This is a genomic window from Pseudomonas violetae, from assembly GCF_023072615.1.
GTDB classification, from domain to species: Bacteria; Pseudomonadota; Gammaproteobacteria; order Pseudomonadales; family Pseudomonadaceae; genus Aquipseudomonas; species Aquipseudomonas violetae.
In genome coordinates this window covers 133,795-148,030 of the sequence record NZ_JAKNRW010000007.1, presented here as the reverse complement: position 1 = coordinate 148,030, position 14,236 = coordinate 133,795, and the positions used below count along the sequence as shown (strand labels likewise).

Here is a 14,236-nt window from a genome sequence, read left to right as displayed (position 1 = left end):
GGTATAATCCTCGGCTTGTTTTTTGCCCGCCAAGACCTTCAGTGGATAGGGTGTTATGTCCGGAAAAGCGCAACAGCAGTCTCGTATCAAAGAGTTGATCACACTCGGTCGTGAGCAGGGCTACCTGACTTACGCGGAGGTCAACGACCACCTGCCGGAGGATATTTCAGATCCGGAACAGGTGGAAGACATCATCCGCATGATCAACGACATGGGGATCAACGTATTCGAGGTTGCGCCAGATAAGGATTCCCTTATGCTGGCCGACGCCGATACCGACGAAGCCGCGGCCGAAGAGGCAGCAGCAGCGTTGGCAGCGGTCGAGACCGACATTGGTCGCACCACCGACCCAGTGCGCATGTACATGCGTGAAATGGGTACGGTAGAGCTCCTCACTCGTGAAGGCGAAATTGAAATCGCCAAGCGTATTGAAGAGGGCATCCGCGAAGTGATGGGCGCAATCGCGCACTTCCCTGGCACGGTTGACCATATTCTCTCCGAGTACACTCGCGTCACCACCGAAGGTGGCCGCCTGTCCGACGTCCTGAGCGGTTATATCGACCCGGACGACGGCATTGCGCCGCCTGCTGCAGAAGTGCCGCCGCCAGTCGATCCGAAAGCCGTGAAAGCGGATGACGACACCGACGACGATGACGCCGAAGCAACTGACGACGAAGAAGAAGCCGAAAGCGGTCCGGATCCGGTCATCGCAGCACAGCGCTTTGGCGCTGTCTCCGACCAGATGGAAATCACCCGCAAGGCCCTGAAAAAGCACGGTCGTGGCAACAAGCTGGCAATTGCCGAGCTGGTGCTTCTGGCTGAGCTGTTCATGCCGATCAAACTGGTGCCGAAGCAATTCGAAGGCCTGGTCGAGCGTGTTCGCAGTGCCCTGGATCGTCTGCGTCAGCAAGAGCGCGCGATCATGCAACTTTGCGTTCGTGATGCCCGCATGCCGCGTACAGACTTCCTGCGCCAGTTCCCTGGCAATGAAGTTGACGAAAGCTGGACCGATGCGCTGGCCAAAGGCAAAAGCAAATACGCTGAAGCCATTGGTCGCCTGCAACCGGACATCATTCGTTGCCAGCAGAAGCTGACCGCGCTGCAAACCGAAACCGGTTTGACGATTGCCGAGATCAAGGACATCAACCGTCGCATGTCGATCGGTGAGGCCAAGGCCCGCCGCGCGAAGAAAGAGATGGTTGAAGCGAACTTGCGTCTGGTGATCTCCATCGCCAAGAAGTACACCAACCGTGGCTTGCAGTTCCTCGATCTGATCCAGGAAGGCAACATCGGTCTGATGAAAGCAGTAGACAAGTTCGAATACCGTCGCGGCTACAAGTTCTCGACTTATGCCACCTGGTGGATCCGTCAGGCGATCACTCGCTCGATCGCCGACCAGGCCCGCACCATCCGTATTCCGGTGCACATGATCGAGACGATCAACAAGCTCAACCGTATTTCCCGGCAGATGCTGCAGGAAATGGGTCGCGAACCGACCCCGGAAGAGCTGGGCGAACGCATGGAAATGCCTGAGGACAAAATCCGCAAGGTATTGAAGATCGCGAAAGAGCCGATCTCCATGGAAACCCCGATCGGTGATGACGAAGACTCACACCTGGGTGACTTCATCGAAGACTCGACTATGCAGTCGCCAATCGATGTAGCTACCGTTGAGAGCCTTAAAGAAGCCACTCGCGAAGTGCTGTCCGGCCTCACTGCCCGTGAAGCCAAGGTACTGCGCATGCGCTTCGGTATCGACATGAATACCGACCACACCCTCGAGGAGGTTGGTAAGCAGTTCGACGTGACCCGTGAACGGATTCGTCAGATCGAAGCCAAGGCGCTGCGCAAGCTGCGCCACCCGACGAGAAGCGAGCATCTGCGCTCCTTCCTCGACGAGTGATCACAAAACCCCCGGCCCAGGCCGGGGGTTTTGCTTTATGCAGATTAAATCCCCCGCACCTCCCTCCCGCCGAATTGCCCGTCTACACTCGAAACATTCCCCCGAGCCATAACGAGAGCGTTATGCCCAGACTGCCGACCGTGCTTTTTTTGCTGTCGCTGATGACCTGGACCGCAACGGCTGGCGCTCTGACTCTAACCGACGACGAACGTAGCTGGCTGAACGCACATCCGCACCTGCGCCTGGGTGTCGATGCATCCTGGCCACCTTTCGAGTTTCGTGACGATCAGGGCCGCTATCAGGGTCTTGCCGCAGACTATATAAATCTAATTCGGCAACGCCTGCCCGTCGACCTTAAACCTGTCGAGCCTGTCAGCTGGACGGTGGTCCTGGAACAGGCAAGACAAGGCAAGCTGGATCTGTTGCCGGGCGTCATGTCGACCCCGGAACGCCAGTCATATCTATCCTTCACTCGCCCCTACCTGGACTTTCCAATTGTCATCCTCGCCCACGTGGGCGGCGCCCAGCCGCGCAAAATCGCTGACTTGTACGGGCTGAAAATCGCCGTGGTGAACAACTACGCCCCCCATGAACTGCTGCGCACCCGTCATCCCGATCTGAACCTGGTGGCCATGCCCAACGTCAGCTCGGCGCTTCAGGCGCTGGCAACGGATGAGGTGGACGCCGTGGTCGGCGACCTCGCCTCCAGCGTCTGGAGCCTGCGCCAGCTCAAGCTCGACGGTCTCTATGTGAGCGGCGAGACGCCCTACCGCTATCAGTTGGCCATGGCCGTGCCCAAGGACAACAAAATACTGGTTGGCATCCTCGACAAGGTTCTGGCAGACATGAGCCCGGCCGAAATCAGCGCCATCCAGGAGCATTGGGTCGGCAACGTACTGGACCACCGGACATTCTGGTCTGACCTGCTGGTTTATGGCCTGCCAGGATTATTGCTGCTGATTACCGTGCTGGCTGTGGTGATCAGGATCAATCGCCGATTGAGCTCGGAAATCTCGCGCAGGGTCGATCTCGAGCAGGAGTTGCGCAGCAGCGAGTATCACTACCGCGGCCTGGTCGAGAGCCTTTCAGCCATTGCCTGGGAAGCGCGGATCAGCGACTTCACTTACAGCTACGTGTCGCCGCACGCCGAAGACCTGCTCGGCTACCCTCTCTCCCACTGGCTGATTCCAGGCTTCTGGCGCAACATCATTCACCCTGCAGACCTGACCCGTGCCCAGACATTCTGCGACCATGAGGTCCTGGCCGGGCGTGATTACTCGATCGATTACCGGGTAATCACGGCGGACGGTCGCTGCCTGTGGGTACGCGACATCGTCAGCCTGATCGAGCATGGACATGAACCGGTGCTGCGCGGCCTGATGATCGACATCAGCGACGCCAAACGCACGGAAGAAGCACTGCGCCTGTCAGAGCAGAAATTCGCCTCGGTGTTCCAACAGTGCCCCGACATTCTGGTCATTGCGCGACTGTCCGATGGCTGCCTGCTGGAGGTCAACGAAGCGTTCGAGGAGCAAATCGGCCTCACCGCCGAGGAGGTCATCGGCCAGACTGCCACCAACCTGAACATCTGGGGCATCCCCGGGGTCGGGCCGGGTCTGCTGCAGAGATTGCAGGCAGGTAGCATCCGCAACCTTGAGATGCCCTTCCGCCGCAACAACGGCCAAGTATTCACCGGCCTGATCTCCGCCGAACCCTTCGACCTTGATGCCACACCGGCGCTGGTCGTTGTCGTCCGTGACATCAGCCAGCTCAAGGAGACCCAACAGCAACTGCAAATCTCCGAAGAGAAATTCGCCAAGGCATTCCACGCCTCCCCGGACGGCTTGCTGCTGTCGCGCCAAAGCGACGGTCTGCTGATGGAGGTCAACGACGGTTTCAGCCGCATCACCGGCTTCAACAGTGCGATGTCGGTGGATCGTTCCTCTCTGGAGCTGGGCATATGGGTCAACCTCAACGAGCGCAAACAGATGCTCGACCTGCTCAAGCGCGATGGTTTTGTCCGCGACTTCAGTTGCCACATCCGCCGCAGCGACGGGCAGATCCGCCTTTGCGAGGTGTCCAGTCGGCCACTACCGATTGGCAATGAAGATTGCATGCTGACCATCGCCCGGGACATTACCGAGCGCCACCTGATGCAGGAGAAGCTGCAACAGGCAGCCACCGTGTTCGAGAGCACCGCCGAGGGCGTGTTGATCACCGACACCCAGCAGCACATCAGCGCGGTCAACCGTGCGTTCACCGAAATCACTGGCTACAGCGAAAGCGAAGCACTGGGCCACACCCCGCGCCTCCTTGCATCAGGTCTGCATGACAGCGCGTTCTATGCCGCCATGTGGCATCAACTGACTGCCGAAGGCCATTGGCAAGGGGAGATTTCCAACCGCCGTAAAAATGGTGAGCTGTACCCCAGTTGGCTGACCATCAGTGCGGTGCGCAACCGCGATCGATTCATTACCCACTTTGTCGCCGTGTTCGCCGATATTTCCAGTATCAAGCACGCCCAGGCCAAACTCGACTACCAGGCACACCATGACCCCCTGACGGGCCTGCCTAACCGCACATTGTTCGAAAGCCGACTGCTGACTGCGCTGAACCATCAGCAGGAAAACGGCAGCCAGGGCGCAGTGCTGTTCCTCGACCTCGACCGCTTCAAACACATCAACGACAGCCTCGGCCATCCGGTCGGCGACCTGTTACTCAAGGGCATCGCCGTGCGCCTCAAAGAGCAACTGCGGGACATAGACACCGTGGCGCGACTCGGTGGCGATGAATTCATCATTTTACTCCCGGGCTTGCAACAACCCAGCGATGCCGACCACCTCGCCAATAAGTTGCTCAATTGCTTCTCGGCGCCGTTCCAGGCCGGCGAACATGAGTTCTTCATCAGCGCCAGCATTGGCACCAGCTTCTATCCCCGGGACGGCAATGATGTGTCCACACTGGTCAAGAATGCCGACGCGGCGATGTACCGCTCAAAGGCCAAGGGCCGCAACCGCGTCGAAAGCTACACGCGCGACCTGACCGCCCAGGCCAGTGAACGGGTCGCACTGGAACACGAATTGCGCCGCGCCATCGAACGCAATGAGCTGCACTTGCACTACCAGCCGAAGATCAGTCTCGACGACCATCGACTGGTCGGCGCCGAAGCACTGATTCGCTGGCGCCACCCCACTTTCGGTGATGTGCCGCCAGAGAACTTTATTGCCCTGGCCGAAGAAAACGGCATGATCCTGCAGATCGGCGACTGGGTACTGGAAACCGCCTGCCGCCAGATGTTCGAGTGGAATCAGCGCTACCAAAGCCTGGGCCCGCTGTCGGTTAACCTGGCAGGCGCCCAGTTGCGTCAGCCCAACCTGCTCGGACGCATCGAACAACTGCTCAAGGACAACCGTCTCAGACCGGATCTACTGCAACTGGAAATTACCGAAAACTTCATCATGAGCCAGGCAGAAGAAGCGCTGACAGTCCTGCACCAGCTCAAACACCTGGGCGTGCAACTGGCCATCGATGACTTCGGCACCGGCTATTCATCCCTGAGTTACCTCAAGCGGCTGCCGCTGGACATCCTCAAAATCGACCAGTCTTTCGTCCGTGGCCTGCCGGACGACCCACACGACGTAGCCATCGTTCGCGCAATCATCGCCCTGGGCCGCAGCATGCAATTCACCGTAATCGCCGAAGGCGTCGAGACCCAGGCCCAGCAGCAATTCCTCACCGCCGAAGGCTGCGAACAGATTCAGGGCTACATCGTCAGCCTGCCCCTGCCCCCCGACGAATTCGCCGCGACATTTCTTCGTACAACAGTTTCAAGCTTTTCAGATAGCACAGCCGAGAAACCATCGTTATAATCCGCGACCTACTGAGGGCCTATAGCTCAGTTGGTTAGAGCAGAGGACTCATAATCCTTTGGTCCACGGTTCAAGTCCGTGTGGGCCCACCAAACAAAAAAAGCCGCGCATTGCGCGGCTTTTGCGTTTTTCTCTTCCTGGCTTAATTCTAGTCAGAACCCCACGCGCAACACTGTCCGCCACAGATTCTTCAGCACGGAGCGCTTATGCCGCTTCCAGTTGCGCTCCCACCACTCATCCTCATTAATGCCCACCTTCTCGATGTCGCTGCCTGTCACCACCGCTGCGTGTTGGCGGAATAGCATCGGAAACACGCAGTGTTGCTTGATCCGGCGCTTGAACACGACATCGACCGGTACTCCACAATAAGGTGCATCCGCGAGGATCTGGCAGCCTTCGCGAGAGAGGATGTAGGCGTGCAACGCCACCACTTTGCCGCGGGCGATGAAGGGGAACCACGTCATCCATGTGCGGCCCATGCTGTAGCCCAGATGCAGTGCCTGGAAAGGCTGCTCGCGGACAAACCGGTTGACCCAACGAATCTGAACCTTGTGCAAGTCGTAAGGCTGGGCATCGTCCTCGAATATCAGGATCCTGTCCCAGCCCTCGGCCAAGGCTTTTCTGGCGAGTGCCTGATGCGATTCATAGCAGCCTCGCACCGGGTCGCTGCAGCGTTCCGTCAGATGAAACTCGATCCGGTTGGTAATGAGTGATTCGACGGTTTGACGGAACAGCCAGCGCCTGTCGGCGCGCTCGGTGAGCGATATGCAGTACGCATGGTCGACGTCAAAGGAGGTCCTGGCCACAGGCCCTCCTTGCCTTTACACAACGCAGATAGAAGTACGCCACCTGAAACCCTTCCAAGACCTTCGCCGCAGCGCTGTGCCGCAGGAAAGAACCCATGATCAACACAACGCAACGTGCTGTATGTCAGACGCGTCTCTAAATCATGCGCGACAGTCAGCACTGCAAGGTGGAGTTTCGTTTACTTCAGGTGTCGGAATATCGGATGACGCCTGCAGACGTTGTAGGCAAAATCCGAATCTGGCGTCTGGGCACTTTGATGCCTTGTTGTGCTTTTCTTTGACGGGATACTCTCCGGGCGTCGCTGCAAATGCAGTGATCGGGTGTGGTAACCCGGTGAAACCAGCGCAACAGTGTGATCGTCGCGAATATAGGCAGTGGTTCAGGCCTGATATCGATATGGCGGCTGTGCGTGGGACGTCCTCGGGCGTGCCGGTTTCCTTGGTTCCCGGTTTACCACCCTGCGTACAGCTGCCACCCTTTCGTGTGGTAACGAAGATGGCAGCTCCTCGAACCAGGAGCAAAAAGCATGACCCACAAAACCCCGTCCGAACCCTCGGAGCTGAAAACCGTCGGCTTCACCCCCTTCATCTACTGTTCGAACCAGGCATTGTTCCATGTCAGCCGTGGCGTCCCGCTCGGCGATGCGTTAGCCATGGCTTCCGACTTTCTGTTTCTCGCAAAAGAGCTCACTGAAGAGGCGGCCTACGGCAGGGACACTCAACGCCACGCGCGGGCTGCGTATTATCTGACCACCATGAGCAAGGCCGTGATTGATGATGTAACGAAAGTGCTGACGCGGGAAACAGCTCAAAGTGCGATGAGTCTCAAGGCATAGAGGCCAACACCTGAGCGGAACCAGCCCCGTTTTTCGGGGCTTTCACAGGTTCTACAACACACCTCACTGTGTCGGTGCCACCCGAACCAGTGGAATATCCCGCACCAAACCCAGCCGCTCAAGCATTGCCCCGGTCAACACAACTTCATACGTATCCACCGGCCGGCCCCACTGCTCCACGATAGTCATGCCATCTACTAACACGCTTGCTAACCCAGTAATCGTCTCGGCCAATTCCTCGACGATTTTCTGAGTCCGGGCCCACAGGTCGTCTGTCATCACCTTGAGCTGCGCCGTTACCCGTTCGCACGACGCGGGATCCGTATCGGGACAAGTGATATTGCGCAGCAGATGCTGAAGCTCTTTAACTTTTGCGTAGTCCTGTTCAGCGCCATGCGCTCCTTTGAGAATGGTTACTGCCTTGGACTTATCGACTCGCCTGGCATTCGGATTCGTTGGCGCCAACGTCTGACCCACGGCGCCCGCCAGCAGCACAATCACCCTGGCCTCCAGATGCGCCTTCATCGCCTCCATAGAAGCAATCGGGCGCGCCAAAGTGATCGAAGCCCCGCCTTGATGTCGCAAGTCCATGGTCACGGACAGCGTCACGCCGCCCGTTGCAAACCCCATGGCTCGGGCGACGACGTAGTGCCCCATTTCGTGGTGCGCAATCTGCAGTGCTCGTTCCCGGATGGCCGGGGGCAACTTGCTCGTCATTTTTATCGCCTCGCATCCCTGGATATGCCATTCGACTACGAGCGACGGTAGCTGTCCATCCTGGCGCACGGCACCCATAAAAAACCGCGCAATCCGCGCGGTTTTTTCGCCTCTGCAATCAACCCTTACTCAGGCAGCGCATACGCAATCACATAGTCACCACGATCCGGCGACTGCCGCGCACCATCCACTGTGAGCAGAATGTACTGTTTGCCAGTCTTGGGCGAAACATAGGTCATCGGGCCGGACTGACTACCTGTCGGCATCCAGGGCGAACACCTTGCCGTAGGCGGTGCAGGTGTAGACCGTGTCGCCGATTTGCAGTTCTCAGCCTGGATCTACCATCCGCGATGCGTGGCAGGCCTGTAACATGCAGCCCTAATGATTCATGCCGCTGGAGACGCCCTTGCCTGACATTCGCCCGCCTGTCCTTGACGAAATCGACCGCCAATTGATCGCCGCCCTGCAGATCAACGCCCGTGAAAGCGTGGCCATGCTCGCCAGGCAACTGGGCATCGCCCGCACCACAGTGACTTCGAGGCTGGCACGCCTGGAAAAGGCCAAGGTCATCACCGGTTATGGCGTGCGTTTGGGCCAGCGTGTGGTCGACGGTGGGCTGCAGGCGTATGTGGGGATCACCGTGCAACCGCGCTCGGGCAAGGAAGTGCTGCGCCGGCTCAGTGCCATGGCGCAGGTCCAGCAACTGTGTGCGGTGAGTGGCGAGTTTGATTATGTGGCCTGGTTGCGCACGGATTCGCCGGAGCAGCTGGATCAGTTGCTGGATCAGATCGGGAGTGTGGATGGGGTGGAGAAGACCACCACTTCGATCATTTTGAGCAGCAAGATTGATCGGGGGCAGCCGGTTTGAGTTTCAAGTTTCCATAGATGGTCGATATGCATGTTTAATTCGTCACACTGATTGGTAAACCATCAAAACGACGACACATTGCGTCTTATTAACGTATTCAAGGCTCTCTAGAATGGCTGACATCTTTTCCTATACTCAGATGCGCATTCCGCGTCGGGTCGCCAGCAAGGTCAGCCATGAACAAGAACAATCGCCATCCTGCAGACGGTAAGAAACCAGTCACTATCTTCGGCCCGGACTTCCCGTTTGCCTTTGACGACTGGATCGAGCACCCGGCAGGCCTGGGCAGCATTCCTGAACACCACCATGGCGCCGAAGTCGCGATTGTCGGCGCGGGCATCGCCGGGCTGGTGGCAGCTTATGAACTGATGAAACTGGGCCTCAAGCCCGTCGTCTATGAAGCCTCGAAAATGGGCGGGCGCTTGCGGTCTCAGGCTTTCAACGGCGCTGACGGGATCGTCGCCGAGCTGGGCGGCATGCGTTTTCCCGTGTCGTCCACGGCGTTCTACCACTATGTCGACAAGCTCGGCCTGCAGACCAAACCGTTCCCGAACCCGCTGACCCCGGCGTCAGGCAGCACGGTGATTGATCTGGAAGGTAAAACCCATTACGCACAGAAACTGGCCGACCTTCCTGCACTGTTCCAGGAAGTCGCTGACGCCTGGGCGGACGCACTGGAAGCCGGCTCGCAGTTTTCCGATATCCAGCAAGCCATCCGCGACCGTGACGTACCGCGCCTCAAGGAACTGTGGAACACCCTGGTTCCTCTGTGGGATGACCGCACCTTCTACGACTTCGTTGCCACTTCCAAGGCATTCGCCAAGCTGTCGTTCCACCACCGTGAAGTGTTCGGCCAGGTAGGTTTCGGCACCGGCGGCTGGGACTCGGACTTCCCCAACTCGATGCTGGAAATCTTCCGGGTGGTCATGACCAACTGCGACGACCACCAGCATCTGGTGGTGGGCGGCGTGGAGCAGGTACCGCTCGGCATCTGGCGCCATGTGCCGGAACGTTGCGTGCACTGGCCTCAAGGCACCAGCCTCAGTTCGCTGCACAGCGGCGCACCGCGTTCGGGGGTGAAGAAGATTGCCCACGCGCCGAACGGGCGCTTCACCGTCACCGACAACTACGGCGACTCCCGCGAGTACGCAGCGGTGCTGACCACTTGCCAGAGTTGGCTGCTGACCACCCAGATCGAATGCGACGAAAGCCTGTTCTCGCAAAAAATGTGGATGGCCCTGGACCGCACCCGCTACATGCAATCCTCGAAAACCTTTGTGATGGTTGACCGGCCATTCTGGAAGGACAAGGATCCAGAGACCGGCCGCGACCTGATGAGCATGACGCTCACCGATCGACTGACCCGCGGCACCTACCTGTTCGACAACGGCAAATATGACAATGGCGTCGACAAGCCCGGGGTGATTTGCCTGTCGTACTCGTGGATGAGCGATGCCCTGAAGATGCTGCCGCACCCGGTGGAAAAACGCGTGAAGCTGGCGCTGGATTCCTTGAAAAAGATCTACCCTAAAGTCGACATTGCCGCGCGCATCATCGGCGACCCGATCACCGTTTCCTGGGAAGCCGACCCGCATTTCCTCGGCGCATTCAAGGGTGCCCTGCCGGGTCACTACCGCTACAACCAGCGCATGTATGCCCACTTCATGCAGGACGACATGCCCGCTGAGCAGCGTGGGATCTTCATCGCAGGCGATGACGTGTCGTGGACGCCGGCGTGGGTTGAAGGCGCCGTGCAGACGTCGCTCAATGCGGTGTGGGGCATCATGAAACACTTCGGCGGTGAAACTCACGCCGAGAACCCGGGTCCAGGAGATGTGTTCAACGAGATCGGTCCGATCGCCCTGCCCGAGTAAGAGGAATCTGAAATGCGCGTAGCCCTTTACCAATGCCCGCCGCTGCCCCTGGATGTCGCCGGCAACCTGCATCGCCTGCATCAACTGGCACTGGAGGCCAAAGGTGCAGATTTGCTGGTACTGCCGGAGATGTTCCTGACCGGCTACAACATCGGCATCGATGCCGTCAGCGTGCTGGCAGAAGTGCACAACGGTGAATCGGCGCAGCAAATCGCGCGCATCGCTAAAACAGCCGGCATCGCCATCCTTTACGGCTACCCCGAGCGCACAGAAGAGGGGCAGATCTACAACTCGGTGCAGTTGATCGACGCCAACGGCGAACGCCTGTGTAACTACCGCAAGACGCACCTGTTCGGCGACCTCGATCACTCGATGTTCAATGCCGGCGCAAACGACTTTCCGGTGGTGGAACTCAACGGCTGGAAACTGGGTTTTCTGATCTGCTACGACCTGGAATTCCCGGAAAATGCTCGACGGCTGGCTCTGGCAGGTGCCGAGCTGATCCTGGTACCGACGGCGAACATGGTTCCCTACGATTTCATCGCCGACGTCACCGTCCGCTCCCGGGCTTACGAGAATCAGTGCTACGTGGCCTATGCCAATTACTGCGGGCATGAAGGCGACATCCATTACTGCGGCCAGAGCAGCATCGCCGCGCCGGATGGTAGCCGCATTGCCCAGGCCGGTCTCGATGAAGCCTTGATCGTCGGCGAGCTGGATCGGCAGTTAATGCTCCAATCCCGGGCGGCCAATCGTTACCTGATCGATCGTCGTCCCGAGCTTTATGGCGACCTGAACAAGCGCTGATCCACCGTTATCCGCTAGCATTAGCGCTTCTCTGTACTGGAAGTGCTCATGCCTGCGCCGAATCCCTCCCGCCCCCACACTGAAACCCTGGCCAACGGCCTGCGGGTGACGCTGCGCCATGCGCCGCATCTAAAGCGCTGCGCCGCTGTGCTACGGGTGAATGCGGGCAGTCACGACGTGCCACTGGCCTGGCCTGGCCTGGCGCATTTTCTTGAACACCTGCTGTTTCTAGGTACCGAACATTTTCCCGTAGGCCAGGGGTTGATGGCCTACGTGCAAGGGCATGGTGGACAAGTCAATGCGCGTACCAGCGAGCGCACCACCGACTTTTTCATCGAACTGGCGCCATCGGTGTTCCGCGGTGGGCTGGAGCGCCTGTCAGACATGCTCGCTCACCCGCGTATGAACCTGGACGATCAGCTGCGTGAACGGGAAGTGCTGCATGCGGAATTTGTTGCCTGGTCCCTGGACGTTACGGCCCAACAGCAACTTGCACTGTTCGAAGGACTGTCGGCCACTCACCCGCTTCGGGGTTTTCATGCGGGCAATCGCGACAGTCTTCCGATAGACCGGCCTGAGTTTCAGCACGCGTTGCAAGGCTTTCATCAGCAATTTTATCAAACCGGGCAGATGACATTGAGCCTGGCAGGGCCGCAGAGTCTCGAGGATTTGAGGGCGCTGGCCGAAGCATTCGCCCATCCTATTGCCACAGGTGCAAAAGCCCCGCAAACAGCGCCTGCAGCGCTGATGCAATCGGCAAGCAAAAGTTATCAACAGGCCAATGAAGATCGTCTTAATCTGCTGTTCGTATTGGAAGCCCTGCCGGGAGCGTCCAGCGAAGCGCTGGCGTTTTTGTGTCACTGGTTGAACTCTGCCAAACCCGGAGGGCTACTCGCGCAGTTGCGCAGTCGTGGGTTGGCTGAACAATTGACCGCCAGGCCGCTGTATCAATTTGCCGAACAAGCGCTGCTGCATCTGGCATTCACTAACGCCGGACCTGAACCAGTGCTTCGCGAGCAACTGCTGGATTGGCTGGGCTTTTTTGCCTCCCAGCAGCATCAGCCGCAATGGCGCGAAGAATATAACGCCGTGCAACAACGCCAGCAGCGAGTCAGCGGCGCCCTGCGCCTGGCGCAGATGGACAGCGAACAGGTCGAGACGAGTGATCAGGAGGCTCTCGCGCTTGAGGAAATCCTGTCGCAAATCGGCGCTGTGGATAAGTTCAGCGTCCCATGGCAATTACCAGCCCCCAACCCGTTCCTGCGTACAGAAATGGCCGCGCCCAGTGCCGGACTGATTCGGGGCCAGACCAGCAAGCATCGAGGCCTGCGTACCTTTGCTCAGGATCGCTTGCGCAGTCGCCGTGAACAGTCACCCATGCAGTTCAGCCAGGCGTTGCCGGATAACACGGATGAAGGCACGATTCATCTGCGCTGGCGACTGCCGGCCAGGCCCCGGCGAGACCTTCAAGCAAACCTGGAACAGCGTCTTCTGACCTTGCGCGAAGACGCTCGCCAGGCGGGGGTCGAATTCTCCTTCAGTGCATCCGGCAATCAATGGCTGCTGAACATGACCGGCCTGCAGGAACCCATGCCCACCATCCTCGAGCATGCGCTGAAAGAACTGACACAGGCCGAAACCGATTTCCCACCGGAAGTACCCAGGCGCCTGCCACTGATACCTATTCGGCAGTTGCTCGAAGCGTTGCCCGAGCAATGCCTTGAGCACCTCGAGGACTCGACTGGCCTGCAGCGGCTCTGGTCTGAAGCGCGCTGGGACGGCCTGGCCACTGGTCTTTCCACCCAAACGCAGGCGGCACTGGGCCTGGCATTGAGTCGCGTGCCTGGCGTGGCGGACACCCAACTGACAGCGCCCGCTTCGATTAACGCTCGGTACCTGTGGACAACTATCGATACGGCCTCCAGTGAACACGCTCTGCTGCTGTTCTGTCCGGTCGCTACCCAAGAGATACCTGATGAGGCTGCCTGGCGCCTGCTCGCGCACATTTGCCAGACGCCCTTCTACCAGCGGCTTCGCGTGGAACTGCAACTGGGTTATGCGGTGTTCAGTGCGCTGCGACAGGTGCACGGACAGGTAGGAATCGTTTTTGGCGTGCAATCGCCAAACGTTGTTCCCCACGAGCTGCTCAAGCACATCGAGACTTTCATCAGCGAATTGCCGGGGATGATCGAGGGCTCCGACGAGGTAGCCCTCATCACCCAGCGCCAGGCGTTGGCGGATCAGTTCGATATCAGCGCATTGGCGCAGTCCCAGGCCAGCGAAATATTATGGCAGGGCAAACTGGCCGGCCACTCGTCGGATTATCTGGAGCAGTTACAACGAGCTCTTCTTGCGACAGACGCAAAAGCCTTGCTCAATGCAGCCCGCAGCCTGAATGAGGCCGGTGGCGGGTGGCGCTGCCTGGCCAGCGCTGTGTCCCCCGGCCTGCCCTGGCAAGTGACAGAATGATCATTACCGAGGTTGCAAAGAGCTTTCTCAAAGTTTCACGGGCAAGAGTTCGGTAATTTTGAGTAACATAGCCACCTAACTATCTGA

9 protein-coding genes, 1 tRNA gene and 1 pseudogene are annotated in these 14,236 nt (G+C 58.7%); 8 read left to right on the top strand and 3 right to left on the bottom strand.

All coding sequences use genetic code 11. The features are described 5' to 3' along the window. The first annotated feature begins 55 nt into the window (after nucleotides 1-55). From rpoD to L9059_RS12090, 3 genes are all read left to right on the top strand, one after another. Nucleotides 56-1,903 (top strand): RNA polymerase sigma factor RpoD, encoded by a 1,848-nt coding sequence (rpoD, locus tag L9059_RS12100; protein ID WP_247291123.1) that lies wholly within the window; start codon nucleotides 56-58, stop codon nucleotides 1,901-1,903. Nucleotides 1,904-2,025: 122 nt separating this feature from the next. Then, on the top strand, nucleotides 2,026-5,772 hold the full coding sequence (locus L9059_RS12095) for an EAL domain-containing protein (protein ID WP_247291121.1): 3,747 nt from the start codon (nucleotides 2,026-2,028) through the stop codon (nucleotides 5,770-5,772). Nucleotides 5,773-5,787: 15 nt separating this feature from the next. Further along, nucleotides 5,788-5,864, top strand: a tRNA-Ile gene (locus tag L9059_RS12090). 60 nt (nucleotides 5,865-5,924) lie between these two features. Here L9059_RS12090 and L9059_RS12085 read toward each other — a convergent pair. Further along, nucleotides 5,925-6,578: a hypothetical protein gene (locus tag L9059_RS12085; RefSeq protein WP_247291119.1), complete on the bottom strand. Its 654-nt coding sequence runs from the start codon at nucleotides 6,576-6,578 to the stop codon at nucleotides 5,925-5,927. Nucleotides 6,579-7,105: 527 nt separating this feature from the next. Between L9059_RS12085 and L9059_RS12080 the strand changes: the two genes are divergently transcribed. After that, nucleotides 7,106-7,414 (top strand): DUF3077 domain-containing protein, encoded by a 309-nt coding sequence (locus L9059_RS12080; RefSeq protein WP_247291118.1) that lies wholly within the window; start codon nucleotides 7,106-7,108, stop codon nucleotides 7,412-7,414. A 63-nt stretch (nucleotides 7,415-7,477) separates the two neighbouring features. Here L9059_RS12080 and L9059_RS12075 read toward each other — a convergent pair whose 3' ends face one another. Both L9059_RS12075 and L9059_RS12070 read right to left on the bottom strand, forming a co-directional pair. Next, complete coding sequence (locus L9059_RS12075) at nucleotides 7,478-8,131, bottom strand: zinc metalloprotease (protein WP_247291116.1); 654 nt, start codon at nucleotides 8,129-8,131, stop codon at nucleotides 7,478-7,480. A gap of 125 nt (nucleotides 8,132-8,256) precedes the next feature. Continuing rightward, nucleotides 8,257-8,397, bottom strand: a pseudogene (locus L9059_RS12070) (hypothetical protein); the annotation flags it as partial. A gap of 140 nt (nucleotides 8,398-8,537) precedes the next feature. Here L9059_RS12070 and L9059_RS12065 point away from each other — a divergent pair. The 4 genes from L9059_RS12065 (at nucleotide 8,538) to pqqF (ending at nucleotide 14,149) form a co-directional block, all read left to right on the top strand. Next, nucleotides 8,538-8,999: an Lrp/AsnC family transcriptional regulator gene (locus L9059_RS12065; RefSeq protein ID WP_046029956.1), complete on the top strand. Its 462-nt coding sequence runs from the start codon at nucleotides 8,538-8,540 to the stop codon at nucleotides 8,997-8,999. A 176-nt stretch (nucleotides 9,000-9,175) separates the two neighbouring features. Continuing rightward, a complete protein-coding gene (locus L9059_RS12060) occupies nucleotides 9,176-10,873 on the top strand; it encodes a flavin monoamine oxidase family protein (RefSeq protein ID WP_247291114.1) in 1,698 nt (565 codons plus the stop codon). Between the two features lie 12 nt (nucleotides 10,874-10,885). Further along, a complete protein-coding gene (locus tag L9059_RS12055; protein WP_247291113.1) occupies nucleotides 10,886-11,680 on the top strand; it encodes a carbon-nitrogen hydrolase family protein in 795 nt (264 codons plus the stop codon). 48 nt (nucleotides 11,681-11,728) lie between these two features. Beyond that, nucleotides 11,729-14,149 carry a pyrroloquinoline quinone biosynthesis protein PqqF gene (gene pqqF / locus L9059_RS12050; RefSeq protein WP_247291111.1) on the top strand — a complete coding sequence of 807 codons (2,421 nt, stop codon included), beginning with the start codon at nucleotides 11,729-11,731 and terminating at the stop codon, nucleotides 14,147-14,149. The last annotated feature ends 87 nt before the right edge of the window (nucleotides 14,150-14,236 follow it).

Coding starts and splice junctions, on each gene's coding strand:
- rpoD (WP_247291123.1), top strand. CDS start 56: ATGTCCGGAAAAGCGCAACAGCAGTCTCGTATCAAAGAGTTGATCACA.
- L9059_RS12095 (WP_247291121.1), top strand. CDS start 2,026: ATGCCCAGACTGCCGACCGTGCTTTTTTTGCTGTCGCTGATGACCTGG.
- L9059_RS12080 (WP_247291118.1), top strand. CDS start 7,106: ATGACCCACAAAACCCCGTCCGAACCCTCGGAGCTGAAAACCGTCGGC.
- L9059_RS12075 (WP_247291116.1), bottom strand. CDS start 8,131: ATGACGAGCAAGTTGCCCCCGGCCATCCGGGAACGAGCACTGCAGATT.
- L9059_RS12060 (WP_247291114.1), top strand. CDS start 9,176: ATGAACAAGAACAATCGCCATCCTGCAGACGGTAAGAAACCAGTCACT.
- L9059_RS12055 (WP_247291113.1), top strand. CDS start 10,886: ATGCGCGTAGCCCTTTACCAATGCCCGCCGCTGCCCCTGGATGTCGCC.
- pqqF (WP_247291111.1), top strand. CDS start 11,729: ATGCCTGCGCCGAATCCCTCCCGCCCCCACACTGAAACCCTGGCCAAC.